The organism is Arthrobacter sp. zg-Y916 (assembly GCF_020907385.1).
In the GTDB taxonomy this organism is placed as follows: domain Bacteria; phylum Actinomycetota; class Actinomycetes; order Actinomycetales; family Micrococcaceae; genus Arthrobacter_B; species Arthrobacter_B caoxuetaonis.
In genome coordinates, this window is the sequence record NZ_JAJJOD010000006.1 from 315,781 (window position 1) to 330,888 (window position 15,108).

Annotated in this window: 15 protein-coding genes; 9 read left to right on the forward strand and 6 right to left on the reverse strand. The window is 65.1% G+C overall.

What is annotated here, in order from left to right; all coding sequences use genetic code 11:
• The first annotated feature begins 25 nt into the window (after positions 1-25).
• Entirely contained in the window at positions 26-469 is a 444-nt protein-coding gene (locus LOC59_RS11525) for a hypothetical protein (protein WP_227895228.1), read from the forward strand.
• 29 nt (positions 470-498) lie between these two features.
• A complete protein-coding gene (locus LOC59_RS11530; RefSeq protein WP_229972033.1) occupies positions 499-1,332 on the forward strand; it encodes a hypothetical protein in 834 nt (277 codons plus the stop codon).
• A gap of 27 nt (positions 1,333-1,359) precedes the next feature.
• On the opposite strand, the gene LOC59_RS11535 is transcribed toward LOC59_RS11530, so the two are convergent.
• Together LOC59_RS11535 and LOC59_RS11540 are read right to left on the reverse strand one after the other, a co-directional pair.
• Positions 1,360-2,679, reverse strand: coding sequence for a cell division protein PerM (locus LOC59_RS11535; RefSeq protein ID WP_229972035.1), 1,320 nt, complete (start codon positions 2,677-2,679; stop codon positions 1,360-1,362).
• 72 nt (positions 2,680-2,751) lie between these two features.
• A complete protein-coding gene (locus LOC59_RS11540) occupies positions 2,752-3,498 on the reverse strand; it encodes a sulfite exporter TauE/SafE family protein (protein WP_227895355.1) in 747 nt (248 codons plus the stop codon).
• A gap of 28 nt (positions 3,499-3,526) precedes the next feature.
• Between LOC59_RS11540 and LOC59_RS11545 the strand changes: the two genes are divergently transcribed.
• Together LOC59_RS11545 and LOC59_RS11550 are read left to right on the forward strand one after the other, a co-directional pair.
• On the forward strand, positions 3,527-4,156 hold the full coding sequence (locus tag LOC59_RS11545) for a DUF1684 domain-containing protein (protein ID WP_229972037.1): 630 nt from the start codon (positions 3,527-3,529) through the stop codon (positions 4,154-4,156).
• Positions 4,156-4,968 carry an MSMEG_6728 family protein gene (locus LOC59_RS11550; RefSeq protein ID WP_229972039.1) on the forward strand — a complete coding sequence of 271 codons (813 nt, stop codon included), beginning with the start codon at positions 4,156-4,158 and terminating at the stop codon, positions 4,966-4,968. The genes LOC59_RS11545 and LOC59_RS11550 overlap by 1 nt, the downstream gene beginning before the upstream one ends.
• Before the next feature lie 40 nt (positions 4,969-5,008).
• Here the strand turns inward: LOC59_RS11550 and LOC59_RS11555 are convergent, their stop codons facing one another.
• From LOC59_RS11555 to LOC59_RS11565, 3 genes are all read right to left on the reverse strand, one after another.
• Positions 5,009-5,707: a hypothetical protein gene (locus tag LOC59_RS11555; protein WP_229972041.1), complete on the reverse strand. Its 699-nt coding sequence runs from the start codon at positions 5,705-5,707 to the stop codon at positions 5,009-5,011.
• Between the two features lie 185 nt (positions 5,708-5,892).
• Positions 5,893-6,546, reverse strand: a complete 654-nt coding sequence (locus LOC59_RS11560) for a DUF6318 family protein (RefSeq protein ID WP_227895234.1) — start codon at positions 6,544-6,546, stop codon at positions 5,893-5,895.
• 134 nt (positions 6,547-6,680) lie between these two features.
• A complete protein-coding gene (locus LOC59_RS11565; protein ID WP_229972044.1) occupies positions 6,681-7,229 on the reverse strand; it encodes a hypothetical protein in 549 nt (182 codons plus the stop codon).
• A gap of 437 nt (positions 7,230-7,666) precedes the next feature.
• Between LOC59_RS11565 and LOC59_RS11570 the strand changes: the two genes are divergently transcribed.
• Positions 7,667-9,112 (forward strand): stealth family protein, encoded by a 1,446-nt coding sequence (locus LOC59_RS11570; RefSeq protein ID WP_423721518.1) that lies wholly within the window; start codon positions 7,667-7,669, stop codon positions 9,110-9,112.
• 76 nt (positions 9,113-9,188) lie between these two features.
• Here LOC59_RS11570 and LOC59_RS11575 read toward each other — a convergent pair whose 3' ends face one another.
• Positions 9,189-9,905, reverse strand: coding sequence for a FadR/GntR family transcriptional regulator (locus LOC59_RS11575; RefSeq protein ID WP_229972053.1), 717 nt, complete (start codon positions 9,903-9,905; stop codon positions 9,189-9,191).
• Between the two features lie 214 nt (positions 9,906-10,119).
• On the opposite strand from LOC59_RS11575, the gene eat reads away from it, so the two are divergent.
• From eat to LOC59_RS11595, 4 genes are read left to right on the forward strand one after another with little or no spacing between them, the layout of a single operon-like run.
• Positions 10,120-11,553 carry an ethanolamine permease gene (eat, locus tag LOC59_RS11580; protein ID WP_229972055.1) on the forward strand — a complete coding sequence of 478 codons (1,434 nt, stop codon included), beginning with the start codon at positions 10,120-10,122 and terminating at the stop codon, positions 11,551-11,553.
• A gap of 32 nt (positions 11,554-11,585) precedes the next feature.
• A complete protein-coding gene (locus LOC59_RS11585) occupies positions 11,586-12,953 on the forward strand; it encodes a glutamine synthetase family protein (protein ID WP_227895239.1) in 1,368 nt (455 codons plus the stop codon).
• Positions 12,934-13,755 (forward strand): gamma-glutamyl-gamma-aminobutyrate hydrolase family protein, encoded by an 822-nt coding sequence (locus LOC59_RS11590; RefSeq protein ID WP_331460449.1) that lies wholly within the window; start codon positions 12,934-12,936, stop codon positions 13,753-13,755. Before LOC59_RS11585 ends, LOC59_RS11590 begins: the two co-directional genes overlap by 20 nt.
• Positions 13,752-15,107 (forward strand): aldehyde dehydrogenase family protein, encoded by a 1,356-nt coding sequence (locus LOC59_RS11595; protein WP_229972057.1) that lies wholly within the window; start codon positions 13,752-13,754, stop codon positions 15,105-15,107. Before LOC59_RS11590 ends, LOC59_RS11595 begins: the two co-directional genes overlap by 4 nt.
• Position 15,108: the final 1 nt, after the last annotated feature.

Genomic DNA, 15,108 nt, shown 5'->3' on the forward strand with positions numbered 1-15,108 from the left:
TGCAAGCGTCGCCTAGGCTTAATCCATGAACAACGACGGCCCTCCATTGCAAGCGCGACCGCCGTTCCCACCGGCAACCCGCAAGCCGGAACCTACGGAAGCCCAGTCCAAAGAGGCACGGTCCTACCTGTGGGTCTTCATTGCACTGCTCACCGGCATGCTGCTCAGCTCGGAACTGGCCCTGCCGTGGAAGCTCCTCCCCCTGGCCCTGGGCATTGCCGCCATGGTGGTTGGCATCATGACCATGGTGAAGATCGTCCGCTACGGAATGCACCGCATGCTTCGCGTCATTGTTTCCATGGGCCTTGCCGCCACGGCGTTCATGACGCTGGGCCTCGCGGCCATGGTGGCGCTGTGGCCGATGACCGCCCGGTATGAAGCGTGCATGCAGTCGGCGCTGACCGTTCAGGCTACAGAAAGCTGCATCAAGGACTACACGAGTTTCGGCGGCATGCTGCCGCAGCCCTGAACGGCTGGGCTGGGGGGACGAACCTGATTATGAGCGCTGATGGACTGAGCCTGTTCGGAGTGCCGCTGGCCGAAACGGCAGAGCCGGTCGAGGCAGACCTTATTGCCCTGGCGTATGCCCCGGACCAGTCCGTCCTCCAGGCAAAAATCCCGGACCTGCTCAGGGCCTGCTCAGAACTGATCGGCATGGCCCTGAAATCCAGCGGAGAGGTTCCCGCAGAGGAACTGACCCTGAGCGAGTCCGTAGACCAGGCGCTCAGCTCCCTGCACCTTGCCCGGTATCACGCCGCGCTCCAGGTCCTGCTGGCCCTCAGGCAGGGGAACCCGGAGCCGGACAGCGAAGCGCTGCGCACTGCGACAACCCGCGGAGCCGTCCTGACCTCGCTCATCACTTCCGCCCAGCTCTGGGAAGCGGCCCCTGATGGCGGCGGTATCCAGCTTTGGAGCAGGGATCATCTTGAGGAGCGCTACTCTGAACGGCTGGGGGCTGTGCTTGAATCGAGGCCGCCTCTCCGTCAGCTCCAGCACGAGTGCACCTACGACATCCCCCAGGCGCCCCTTTCAGACCAGGGCCTCGAGCCGAAGTCCGCCCGCAAGACACGGACGCTCCGCCGCCGCCTGGAAGCTGTTGCCTTCCGCTTCAACACGTCGCTGAGCGGACCTCGGTCCGACACCTACTACGAGCTCTCGGACCTCCAGGAGCTGATCGTCCACCTGCGCCTGCACCAGACCAGATTCGGCAGTCCTTCCAGGCCGATGAAGCCGGTGGCGGACATGGTCGCCATGGCCGGGTCGAACATCATGACGGCGTTCCTCCATCACCGGAAAGAGGAGAGGGAGAGGGAAGCGGAGACGAAGCGCTAGCCTCACAGCTGCCCGCCCGGGCACCGCCTAGGTTGCGCTGCCAAGGGCGTCCGATGCCGGGCGCCGGGACTTCTCCCGCTCCAGCCACGGGCCCGCCGCGTAGCCGATGACCGCGCCCACAGCCACCTCGGCCGCAATCCAGATTCCGGTCCACAGCGGATCGGGACCCACATCCACGAACCGTCCGATACCGAGTGAACCCCGCGAGAGAAGCGCAGCACCTGCCGCAAAGAACCCGGCGACGATTCCGATGATGCCGCCGAGGCACACTGTCGAAACGGTGGCTGTGAACCAGCGTGCATCTACCTTGATCGCGAGCCATTCATCGAAGTGGTTCTCCCCTTCCCGCAGGAACCACCAACCGGCGAGGACTCCTGCCGCAACCGGGATCAGCAGGGCTGCGTAGGCGAATTCCATCTGCCCGCCGGGGAGCGCTGCGAGCACCGGAAGCGCGGGCAGAGGCCCCACGGTGGTTTCCAGCGGGCTGATCGTGCTTCCGGTGCCGAGGCTGAAGCCGGCGCCTGAGGCCCACGAAAGAGTCCAGGCCACGAGGTTGGGAAGCAGGCCAAGCTGCCCGACGGTGAGGACAGCGCCGCCGATGATTCCGGCGTCGAGCCTCTGGTAGACCGCCGCCATCTGGGTCCAGTTCATGGCCAGTGCTGCGACCAGGAGCAGGGCAGAAAGGCTTACCGCGGCGGTGACGCCCACGGCTCCGGCACGGACCGCGGCCCACAGATAGGAGCCGGCCCAGCGCGAATGCTGGCTGGTGCGCGCGATCCAGTCGGTGAGGTCGACGCCGATCAGCCGGACCCAGGAGCCGGCCTCCTGCCGGGCCCCGATGATGACGCCCAGGCCGGCCGCGATAAGCGGGATGAGTCCGCCTGCCACGAGCGAGATGCTTACGTCCTCATTGGCGGAGAAGTAGGCTGCGGCGACTCCGAGCATGGCGTATGTCCCGAGGGCACCGATCAGGGCCTGCCACAGCTGATCAGTGTAGGAGGCCCGGGCCAGACGGCGTCCTGCCCTCCAGCAGAGGAAAAACGGAATGAGGGTCAGGCCGAGCGGGATGAGGGACAGCAGCCCTGCGCTCTCTTCCGGGCCGATGGTGCCAGCCGGCAGGCTCAGGGTAAGCGGCACTCCGTGCAGCAGGAGCCAGGCCTGTCCGCTCAGCCGTGCCAGCGACGCGTAATCCCGGTCGGAGAACCCGTTGGCGGCCCAGACCCCGGTCAGGGGCAGGATGACGACGAGGGCAGAGAGCACAGCGGCCTGCCCCAGTTCGAACATTCCCTGCAGCCACAGCGGCATGGGCAGCACACCCGGCTTTTTCGGGCGCTTAAAGAGTTTCATCGCTCTCTATCGTGCCATTGGGGACCGGCGGCACGGCTCAGGTGCCCGGCGTGAGTCGGTGCCGGCCAGGTTCTACCCGAGCAGATCGAAGATTCCCTTGACCATCGCCGTCGCTGCTCCGAGAAAAGCGATGACGATGACCGCGAACCGTACGTGGTCATCCCGAAGATGCTTCTGGAGCCGCTCCCCGGCGTAGATCCCGCCGACGATCATTGCGGCAATCAGCGCCCACGCCAGGAAGCTGAACGGGGGCATCTGCGACGGATCCATGGTGAGCTTCACTGCCAGGGTCACAGCGGCGATGGTCACGAAGAACGGCTGCAGCGTGGCCGCAAACGGCCGCTGCGGCCAGCGGGCCATCACGGCATAGGCGCTGACGGCCGGACCGCCCACCCCCGCAACGGCGTTGGTGACCCCGGACGCGAACCCTGCCACGGCCTTGGCTGTATTTCCCTTGACCACCACGGAATTGCGCGCCAGGACAAGTGATGCCCCCAATGCCACCAGGACTACAGCGCCAACGATCACGGCCATCGGAGCCGCGGGAAGGAACACCGCAGCGATCGAGGCGGGAATGCTGCCGGCAACGGCGGGGATGGCCAGCCAGCGGTACATGCTCCAGTCGACGTCCTTCCAGACCCGGAACATAATGAGCAGCGACGACACCAAACCGCACACGTTGACCATGAGCACGCCCTCATGCGCGCCGAGGATGATGACCAGGAACGGTGAAATCAGCAGGGCAAAGCCCAGGCCGGCGATCCTCTGGGCCACCGCGCCCACAAAGATCGAAGCCAGCACCACAATCAGAAGTCCCATAGTCACCCGAACACACTACGCTGGGCTCATGGTTTCCCCCGCTTCGGCACTCCGGACCGCAGACTGGCGTCGACACATGTTCGGCATTTATGACCAGGTGCGCCGGGCCGCGGAGGAGGAATCGCCGTCGGCCGCCCATTCCTTGTGGCGCCGCGAGCGGGACCGGCTCTTCGCCTCCCATCCCGCCTCACCGCTCGGAGACGAGGCCAAGGCGCGCTTCGAAGGGCTCAGCGTCGCACCTTATGATCCGGAACTCCGCTTCCAGGCAGTGATTGACGACGACGGCACGGGCGAGCATATGGAAGTTGCCACCGGCACCGACGGCACTGTCTTCTTTGAGCGGCTCGGGACCGTTTCGACGCCGGTGGGCGGGCTGGCTGTCTGGCGGCTGGAAACCTACGGAGGCGGGATCTTCCTTCCGGTCCGGGATGGCTTGGCCGGGGCACCCGGCGGCACCTACGGGGGCGGGCGGTATCTGCTCGACACCATTAAGGGAGCACATCTCGGGGAAGGGCCTGGAGACTCGCTGGTGCTGGACTTCAATTTTCTCTACAACCCGTCGTGCGCCTACGACGAGCGCTGGGCGTGCCCGCTGCCGGGTCCGGACAACCGGGTGGACATTCCGCTGCTGGCCGGAGAACTGTATACCGAGTACTGATGCAGACTTTCCTCCCCTATGAGAGCTTCGCCCGCAGCGCCCAGGTGCTGGATTCGCCGCGGCTGGGCAAACAGCGGGTGGAGACCCTGCAGATCCTGCGTGCCCTGGCAGTGCCCGACTACGGCTGGCAAAACCATCCCGTGACGCGGATGTGGATGGGGTATGTACCGGCCTTGACGGCCTACGGACTGGCGATGACGGATGCCTGGACGGGCCGCGGCTTTGCCGACACGGTCCGGAAGCAGCTGGTGGAGTTCGCTCCCGAGGCCGACGGCGGCGATGTTGCCCTGCCTCCGTGGCTCGGAGATGCTGCCCTGCACGAGAGCCACCGGTCGAACCTGCTGGCCAAGGACGATGACTTTTACGGTCCTTTGTTTCCCGATACTGAGCGGGCGCTGCCGTATGTCTGGCCTGAGCCCGCGTCCCCGGTGCTCCCGGCTGAACCCACGCGGAACGTGTTGTGGGTCGCCCGGCCGGTCCGCGGGCCTTCGGGGCCGGCCATCGAGTTGCCGATGCTTTCGACCCGGGGAACCCCGGTGACCGGCAAGGCCGGACGGCAGCTGGAGCGTTTCCTGGATGTGGCGGACGACGGCGATGTGGTGGCCTTGCTTGGCCCCGATCCGTCAGTGCTGGAGCTGGGCACTGTTGGTCCGGCGACCCTGACCAATGATGCTGCCTGGCGGGAGGTTTCCGTCTCGGGACGCGTGACGCGTTCTGACTTCTCTTATCCCGCGCTGCTCCAGGACCCGCGGACGTTCTTTGCGGTTCCAGCGCCGGCTGGGGTGGCTGGCCGGCAATTGCCTGCCGGCTGACTCAGCGGCCTGAGCACCAAGACCCGCCCGGTGCCTGAACTCAGCAGCCAATCCCGGTTGGATTGACCAGGCAGTTGTCGGCAACGTTCCTGGACTCGGTCCGCCAGACACTGAGGACCTGTGCCGGTGACGTCACCTCCGCGCGTCCGTCAATCGGAATCAAAGGACCTCCGTTGACCGAATACTCTCCCGAGAAGAAGGTCGTCACCACCACCGGGAAGTCGCCGGTCTGTCCATAGACGTGGCTCGTTGCCGTCTGCTCACCCCATCTGGACTCAGGCAGCGGGCCTCCCGGAACCGGTGCCGGGCCGTAGGACGAACCGTCACCGTAATCAAAGGTGTATTCCGTCGGCTCCACCGCAATGCGGACTTCCTGGCCCAAGAGGTTCATCTCGAAGACCTGTCCGCTCGCCTCGACATAGACATTGGTGTGGGCACCGACAAGTGTGTGCGGGCTCGGCTGCAGAACCATGGAACCGGCGGCGATCGGAGCTTCCTGGAAAGCTGTGAGGACCTCCTCCCGCAATCGCTCCTGGAATGCAGCTGGGTCTTCCGAATAGATACAGGTCGGCTGGGAGCCAATCCTTTTCCATTCGGGTTCAGGTACGCCCTTGAACGCCGTCATCCACCACACCAAGCGTCCGTCAGGACCAGAATCACAAGACATTCCGAAAATCCGCAGGCACTCAAGATCACCGTTGCTCTCATCAAAGCAGGCCAGTTCGAACTGATACTGCATAGGGTCATCTGCCAGACCAACCTGAATATGCGACCAAGCTTTACTTACGGGGTCTTGATAATAATTAACTTCGCCCCTGACCGTCCCGGCATCCCCAAGCTCGCCCTCAGCATTTCCTGCGGCAAGAACTAGAGGCATAAGTGCCAGGGAGATAAATCCTCTTAGCGCTCTTTGCCTCGCGGAGATCATGGCAGTTTTTTCATTGTCACAATGTCGTAGGCAATCCAGGAACCATCTTCATAACGCCCGTTCAGGAGCTGAACGTATGTATCGCCCTCTCCAGTAGTGTCGATAAGGCCTTCCGGCCCATAAGACTGAATCGGGACCTGGGCAAACATGATCAAGGCCTGTCGCTCACCTGTTTCCGTCTGCGCGTATTCGGAGGCGATGGAATCAATGTCGATAAGGGAACCCGCGAGCCACTTGTCCCCCTCGTACCATCGCTCTAGTGCTGAATATACTCCGTTGCACGCAGTGCAATCCGGTCCGCTTATCGCTTTCATCGGCTCGACGTCACCTGTTTGATACGCATAGTTCGCTACTTCATACCAGTGCCGCGCGAAAGCGATCAGCCCTTCCTTGGACTCAACCTTCGCTTCCTCCGGCATCACCGGTAAAGGAACGTTCTCCGCGGGGCCGTCCGCCGAAGCAGGCTTGTAGGTCGCGGAAGGAGACGGAGAAGGAGAGGGGCTGGACGCCGTTTCGCTCGCCGAAGCACTCGGAGACTGCGCGGCATTGGCACCGGGATCCGGCGAATCCGAGCACGCTGACAGCGCAGCAACGCCGGCAAGGGACAAGAAAACCGCAGCAGCACGGCGTCGATCAGCGAGACTGAACATCAAGAACCCCCGGGTTGGCTATCCAATGTGCGGTAGATGCTACTCAAACTGCCGCAAAGCATAGTGACTTATCCACAGGAAGCCACCGAAATGGTAAGAAAACTCGAAAATGCCCGGTCAGCCGTGCCGCCGGATCAGTCAGTATTCCGCAGCGAAACCAGCATCCGCTTCACGTCCCGGAACTCCTGGGAATTTTCAAAAGCCGCGGCTTTCTGCAGGTGCTGCTCAACGCTGGACCCCTCATCAGCATGCACCGCCCCGGAGAACCGCCCACCGCTAGATTCCGTCAGGTCAAAGTAATCAAAAAGCCCGCAGGCAACTGCCTCGGGAGTCGGAACCGGCCCGCTGACCACCGCATACGTCACCTGTGCGCCGGCACCCGGAGCAGGAGACACCGACCGGTATACAAAACGCTGCTCCGTGCCGCCGGCCGACTCGAGTTCGGGCATCGGCTGGGCGTCATACTCGACATAGGCAGGAGGCTGCCCCGTTGGAGTGCAGACCAGGTCAGTAATGACGCCGGTATCCAGCCCGGCGATCAGCCGCCCGCCGCCGTCGCGCACCTCCAGCGACACACCCCCGGCAGGATCATTGGCGATCGGGGCGATCTCTTCCACCGCCCAGTCAGAGCGGTGCTCAAACTCCAGGGAAGCGGCATCAACTTCATACCAGCGCCACGTCACGGGCTCCTCCTCGCTCTCCTGGGACACCGCACAGGAGGACAGAGTAAGCCCGGCCATTATTACTGCCGCAAACAGGGTGTTACGGTATTTCACATCGGCTCCCGGAAGTTTCCGCGTGCTCCAGTCAATGCTACGCATCCCCGGCAACACCGCCCATAGTTTCCGCGGTTCCCGGCATCCGATCGGCCCCAACCGGCCCGGCATCAGCCCGGAACCGGACACCGTGCAGCGCCGCACGCTTCCACCATTCACGTGTGCCCCCGCGGCACGACACTTCGGAGGCTCCCATTACCGACATCACTGCCGAGCACGACGTCTACTTCGGCACCCCGGAAGAAGGCCTCGAAGCCGAAGACCTGCAGACAGCGTCGCTGGCTGTCATTGAACGGGTGGAGCACCGCCCCAACGTCACAAAGATCAAGGGCCGGCTGACCCTGATGGACACCGGCCTCACTCCGCACCAGGCCATGGTCGAGGACCTCCTCTTCCTGCGCCGGGTCCTGGAGGACGCAGGCCTTGACTACCTGCTGGTGCGCGGCAACGACGAGCGTCCCGTCGTCGCCGTCGATGTCAGGCTCCGGGAGGAGCTGCGCCGTGCCCTGGTCAACGCTTGCCGCGACGAACCGTTCTATTCCCGCAGTGTGGACACCGAAAAATCCCGCACACTGCTCATCGCAGACGGCGACCTGTCCCAGCACGAAAAGACCCGCATCTTCCGCATCTTCCGCCCCCGCGGAACCAGCGGGACGAACCTCGTCTTCGGGCCTTCAGCCGGAGTGCAGGTGGAACTCTGGGAACTCGGCGAGAAGGAAATCACCCTTCCGGTGGAAAACTCGCTGACCCGCCGGACCCTGCCCTCCTCCGAAGTAGTGCGCGGCAGCGTGGACAAGCACGGCCTGACCTGGCCGACCATCGAGAACATGTTCGCCGACCATGCCACGGACATCCGCTTCGACGTCGACCTGGTCTTTTCCTGGGTGGACGGCAGCTCCCCCGAATACCGTGCCCGGCGCGCTGCCCTGATGGAGAACGCAGTCGTCGGCGAGGGCGACGACCACGAGGCCCGCTACCGGCAGATCAATGAACTCAAGTACGCCCTGCGCTCGGTGTACATGTTCGCGCCCTGGATCCGGCGTATTTTCATCGCCTCGGATTCCCCGCGCCCGGACTGGCTGGCCGATCATCCCTCCGTCACGTTCGTGCCGGCCGTGGAGCATTTCCGCGACCCCTCCGTGCTGCCCACCTTCAACTCGCAGGCCGTTGAGTCCCAGCTCCAGCACATCCCCGGACTCTCCGAACACTTCCTGTATTCCAACGACGACATGTTCTTCGGCCGCCCGGTGGGGCCGGACCTGTTCTTCTCCCCCGGCGGCATCACCAAGTTCATCGAGGCCAGCACCCGAATCGGACTGGGCGCCAACGATCCCGAGCGCAGCGGCTTTGAAAACGCCGCCCGGGTCAACCGGCGGCTGCTGTGGGAGCGTTTCGGCAGGGTCACCACCCGCCACCTCGAACACACCGCGGCTCCGCTGCGCAAAAGTGTCCTGGTGGAAATGGAAGCTGTGTTCCCGGAGGAGTTCGCCGCCACAGCCGCCAGCAGGTTCCGTGCCAAGGACAACATCTCCGTCACCAACTCGCTCTACCACTACTACGCGCTGCTGACCGGCCGGGCGGTCACGCAGGAAACCGCCAAGGTGAAATACGTGGACACCACGTCCTACCGGGGCCTGAAGTCCATGGACCATCTCCTGGCCAAGCGGAACAAGGACCTGTTCTGCCTGAACGACGGCTCCTTCCCCGAAGTCTCCGCCGAAGAACGCACCGACCGAGTGACGGACTTCCTGGAAAAGTACTTCCCCATCAAGGCACCCTGGGAGAACTAGGAACTAACGCGCGACGCCGGTGCTGCCGCCAGGTCAGGACGCCGCCAGGTCAGGACGCCGCCAGGTCAGGACGCCGCTAGGTGAGGAAGCCGCGGAGCAGGCGTTCGGTCCCCTCCAAATGGGCGACGGCGGCAGCCTCGGCTGCGTCTGCGTCACCCTTGAGGATCGCCTCGGCAAGTTCGCGGTGCTGGGCCTGGGAATGGTCCAGGTTGGTCTGGAGCAGCGGAATCCGGTCCAGCAGGTCGCTGGTCTGCGCCCGGACATCCGCAACGGCTGCCACAAGCCGGGCGGATCCCGAAAGCTCGGCCACGGCAATGTGGAACCTGGAGTCCTTGGGCCGGAACGTGTCAGTGTTCGCTTCATCCACCTCAGCGAGCGCCGAGAGCAGGTGGGCCCTGGCCGCCGCGGTCAGCGTCGCCTCCGCAGCCAACCGTGCAGCAGCCGGTTCCACCACCCTGCGGAACAGCAGCACGTCCTGGACATCGGCGGTGTCGCTGTCCTGTGAAAGGGCAGCCGTGCCCGGCAGCACCGTAGCGGCGAAGGTGCCCCCGTACCGGCCCCGGCGTGACTGCAGGTAGCCTGCGCCCTGAAGTTCCGCGAGCGCGTCCCGCAGCGTCGCCCGGGAAACGCCCAGCTGCGCCGCGAGTTCCCGTTCGGGCGGCAGCCGAGTGCCGGCAGCATAAATCCCCAGCTTGAGTCCCTGCAGCAGCCGTTCGACGGTCTCTTCGAAGGCATTCCGCCGGCGTGCGGGCCGCGGCGCAAGACCTGCCGATGCGAAGCTGGGGTCGTTCATGCAGCAAGCCTAGCCTCAAATGGATGGAATCAGACCAATGAAATATCTTCGCCAAAGCCCTTGACGGAACATACGAGCTGACAGCAGACTGGCCCCACATTCTCTATGGACTGAAATTAGTCCATTGCAATTTCCTTTGCATCTCAGTCCTGCACAGCGCGCTTCCACCTCTTCCTGCGTTTCATCCGGCCCCCTCTCCGAGAAGGACAACGGCATGGCTAAATCCCGGGTCGACTACACCAAGGTCGACGCAAACTACATGAGCCACCGGCAGCTCAAGCGCGGCGCAGCAGGCTGGATCCTGCTGGCAGGCCTGGGCGTGGCCTACGTGATTTCCGGAGACTTCTCCGGCTGGAACCTCGGGCTGGCGCAGGGAGGCTGGGGCGGACTGCTGATCGCCTTTGTGCTCATGGGCGTCATGTACACCTGTATGGTCTTCGGCCTGGCGGAGCTGTCCTCCACCCTCCCCACAGCCGGAGCAGGCTATGGCTTCGCGCGCCGGGCGCTGGGCCCCCTTGGCGGCTTCGCCACCGGCATGGCCGTGCTGATCGAGTACGCCGTGGCCCCCGCAGCCATCGCCACCTTCATTGGCGGCTACATAGAAGCCCTGGGACTCTTCGGCCTCACCAACTCCTGGCCGGTCTACCTGGTCACCTATGCCCTCTTCATCGGCATTCACCTGCGCGGCGTCGGTGAAGCCCTGAAACTCATGTTCGTCATCACCGCCATCGCAGTCCTCGCGCTTGTCGCCACGGTGGTGGGACTGGTCCCGAAGTTCGACGCCGCAAACCTGTTCGACATCGTTCCCTCCGACGCCGCGGGGGCCAGTTCCTTCCTCCCGATGGGCATTGCCGGTGTCCTGGCGGCACTGGTCTACGGCATCTGGTTCTTCCTGGCCATTGAAGGTGTCCCCCTTGCGGCCGAGGAGACGGCCGACCCCAAGAGGGACATGCCGCGCGGAATCATTGCTGCGATGGCTCTCCTGCTCGTCTTCGGTGCCCTGATGCTGGTGCTGGTGCCCGGAGCTGCCGGTGCCGAAGCCATGAGCACCTCGGACAACCCGCTGCCCGAAGCACTGCGCATCGCCTACGGCGGCAACACGTTCCTGGCCGACTTCGTGAACTACGCCGGTCTTGCCGGCCTGGTCGCCAGTTTCTTCTCGATCGTCTACGCCTACTCCCGGCAGCTCTTCGCCCTCTCCCGGGCGGGATACCTGCCCCGGTGGCTGTCCCTGACCACCAAGTGGCGCACTCCGTACATGGCCCTGATCGTCCCTGGCACCATTGGCTTCCTGCTCGCCGCGTTTACCCGCGACGGCGGCCTGCTGATCAACATTGCGGTCTTCGGCGCCACGGTCTCCTACGTGCTGCTGAACCTCTCGCACATCGTGCTGAGGCGCCGCGAACCGGATCTGCCGCGCGGATACCGCACCCCCGGCGGTGCGTTCACGACCGGCGTCGCCCTCTTCCTTGCAGTGGTGGCCGTCATCGCCACCTTCGTGGTGGATGTCCTGGCTGCCTCGATTACCGCAGGGATTTTCGTGGCGGCGCTGGCCTACTTCTGGTTCTATAGCCGGCACCACCTGGTAGCCAGCGCACCCGAAGAAGAGTTTGCGCAGATCGACCAGGCGGAATCGGAAATCAGGTAAGACCGGTACTACGACCTCGGAGTGTGGAAAGCATGAAGCAGCAATCCCCCAACGGACTGGCTCTCGAAGAACTGCGCGACCTTGTCGCGGCGGGCAGCATCGACACCGTGATCGTGGCCATCACCGACCATTTGGGCCGGCTTCAGGGCAAACGCTGCGGTGCAAGGTCCTTCCTCGAGGACGTGTATCCCCACGGCGCCGAAGGCTGCAACTACCTGCTCGCCGTGGACGTGGACATGAACACGATCGAGGGCTACGAATCATCCTCCTGGGAAAACGGCTACGGCGACCTGGTCATGCGCCCGGACATGGACACCCTGCGGCTGGTGCCCTGGCTGCCCGGGACAGCCATGGTGCAGTGCGACGTCCTGCGTACCGACGGGTCTCCGCTGGCTCCCTCGCCCCGGCAGATCCTGCGCCGGCAGCTGGACCGGCTGGAAGAACTGGGCTACCGCGCCTACATCGGCACCGAATTGGAGTTCATCCTCTTCGACCACAGCTACTCGGATGCCTGGGACCGGGGGTACGCCGGCATGCAGGCCTCCAGCAGGTACAACGTGGACTACTCGCTGCTGGCCACCTCCCGGCTGGAGCCCGTCCTGCGCGCGATCCGCAACGGAATGGAAGGTGCCGGGATGGTGGTGGAGTCCTCCAAGGGCGAGTGCAACTTTGGCCAGCAGGAGGTGACGTTCCGGTTCGACGAGGCGATGCGGACCTGCGACAACCACTCCTTCTACAAGACCGGAGCCAAGGAGATCGCCGACCAGCAGGGCAAGAGCCTGACCTTCATGGCGAAGTTCAACGAACGCGAAGGCAATTCCTGCCACATTCACTTCAGCCTCCGGGACCTGGACGGCGAACCGGTGTTCCCGGGGATGAGCGAGCACGGCTTCAGCCCGGTCATGGAGCAGTTCATCGCCGGCCAGCTGGCAGCGCTGAAGGAACTCACCTATTTCCTGGCACCGAACGTGAACTCCTACAAGCGGTTCGTGGAAGGCAGCTTCGCGCCGACGGCGATCGCCTGGGGCCTGGACAACCGCAGCTGCGCCCTCCGCGTCGTCGGGCACGGTGCCGGAATGCGTACCGAAAACCGGGTTGGCGGCGGTGACCTGAACCCTTACCTGGCGACCGCTGCCCTGGTTGCCGCGGCTATCCACGGCCTGGAGAACCGGCTGCCGCTGGAGCCGGTCACGGCAGGCAATGCCTACACCACCGGTGCCGACCGGCTGCCCACCACCCTGCGGGCGTCCCGGGACCTGCTGGCGGGCAGCGAGATTGCCCGCAAGGCCTTCGGCGACGAGGTCGTCACCCACTACGTTCACGCGGCCGACGTCGAACTGGCCGCCTTTGACGGAGCCGTCACCGATTGGGAGCGCAAGCGTGGCTTTGAACGGCTCTGAGCCCGGCGGCGGGCGCCCGGCCTTGCGAAGTACAGCTTCGAGGCGCCCGCTGATCGGCATCACCACCTACTACCAGCAGGCTGCCTGGGGAGTATGGAAAGGCAGTGCGGCACTGGTCCCGGGCACCTATGTTGAGGCGGTCACCGCGGCGGGCGGCAGCCCGGTCCTCCTTCCGCCGCTGGGAACCGAGACAGCCGTCCTGGACGGGCTCGACGGTCTGGTCACCTCCGGCGGCACCGACGTGGACCCGGCTGCCTACGGCCATGACCCGCACCCCAAGACCGTCAGCCAGCCGCTGCGGGACTCCCACGACTTCGCCCTGACCCAAGCTGCCCTGGATCGGGACCTCCCCCTGTTCGCCATCTGCCGGGGAGCGCAGATCTTGAACGTCGCCCTGGGCGGAACACTCATCCAGCACCTGCCGGACGTCCGCCCGGAGGTCGACTACCAGGCCACGCCGGGGATCTTTGCCGACGTCGCTTTCAGCACTGCGCCGGACAGCATCATCCGGTCCCTGCTGGGACCGGCCGCGAGCGCCCCCTGTTACCACCATCAGGGCATCGCCGAGCTCGGCCACGGTCTGCGCATCACCGCGGAAGCGCCCGAGGGGACGGTGGAGGCGGTCGAACTGCCGGGACGGGACTGGGTCCTGGGCGTGCAGTTCCATCCCGAACAGAATCCCGGGGACCTGCGGCTGTTCGAAGGGTTCGTGGCCGAGTGCGCCAGACGGCGCGCCGCAAAGGACGGGACCGGGGACAGCACCCCAATACGGACACCTGTTGCGCAAGGAGCACGCCGGTGAGCACCACCATCCTGAATCCCGCCACGGAGGAGGTCATCACCGTCGTCGCTCCCCTGGGGCTGGCAGAAACCGATGCCGCCATTGAGGCCGCCGCACGGGCGTTCGTGTCCTGGCGCGCCACCGGCCCCTCAGACCGCGCCCGGCTCCTGCGGCGCTTCGCCGCTGCCGTGGACGCCGACGTGGAAAACCTCGCCGCCCTGGAAGTGGCGAACGCGGGGCATACCCTGGCCAACGCCCGCTGGGAAGCGGGCAACGTCCGGGACGTGCTGAACTACTACGCCGGCGCCCCGGAGAGACACACCGGCGCGCAGATTCCCGTGGACGGCGGCATCGATGTCACCTTCCATGAACCCCTCGGTGTGGTGGGAGTCATCGTGCCGTGGAACTTCCCCATGCCCATCGCGGGCTGGGGATTCGCTCCGGCGCTGGCTGCCGGCAACACCGTGGTCCTCAAACCGGCCGAACTGACCCCGCTCACGGCCCTGCGGCTGGCCGAGCTGGCACTGGAGGCCGGCCTTCCCGAGGGTGTATTCCAAGTCCTTCCGGGCAAGGGGTCGGTCATCGGCGAGCGCTTTGTGACCCATCCAGCGGTGCGCAAGGTGGTGTTTACCGGGTCCACCGAGGTGGGCCGGGGAATCATGGCCGGGTGCTCCGCGCAGCTGAAGCGGGTCACCCTGGAACTGGGCGGCAAAAGCGCCAACATCATCTACGACGACGCCGACCTCGAGTCCGCAGCAGCCGCCGCCCCCGGCGGGGCGTTCGACAATGCCGGGCAGGACTGCTGCGCCCGTTCAAGGATCCTGGTCCAGGAGGGGGTGTACGAACGTTTCCTTGAGCTTCTTGAGCCCCATGTCACGGGGCTGTCCGTGGGCGATCCGCGGCAGGCGGATACTGCCATGGGTCCCCTGATTTCTGCAGCTCAGCGGGACCGGGTGGCCGGGTACGTGGCGGAGGACGACGTCGTGTTCCAGGGCAAGGCGCCGGCCGGCCCCGGATATTGGTTCCCGCCTACCGTGCTGGCCCCTGCCCCGGACAGCCGGGCCCTCCGGGAGGAAATCTTCGGCCCCGTGCTCGCCGTCGTTCCCTTCCGGGACGAGGAGGACGCTGTCCGCATTGCCAATGACTCCGCCTACGGGCTGTCCGGATCCATCTGGACCCGGGACCTGGGCCGGGCCCTGCGGACGGCCCGCGCGGTGGAGGCGGGAAACCTCTCCGTGAACTCGCACTCGTCGGTGCGCTACTGGACGCCGTTTGGCGGCTTCAAGCAGTCAGGGCTCGGCCGGGAACTGGGCCCGGACGCCCTGGATGCGTTCACGGAAACCAAAAACGTCTTTATTGCGACGGGCCGGTAGC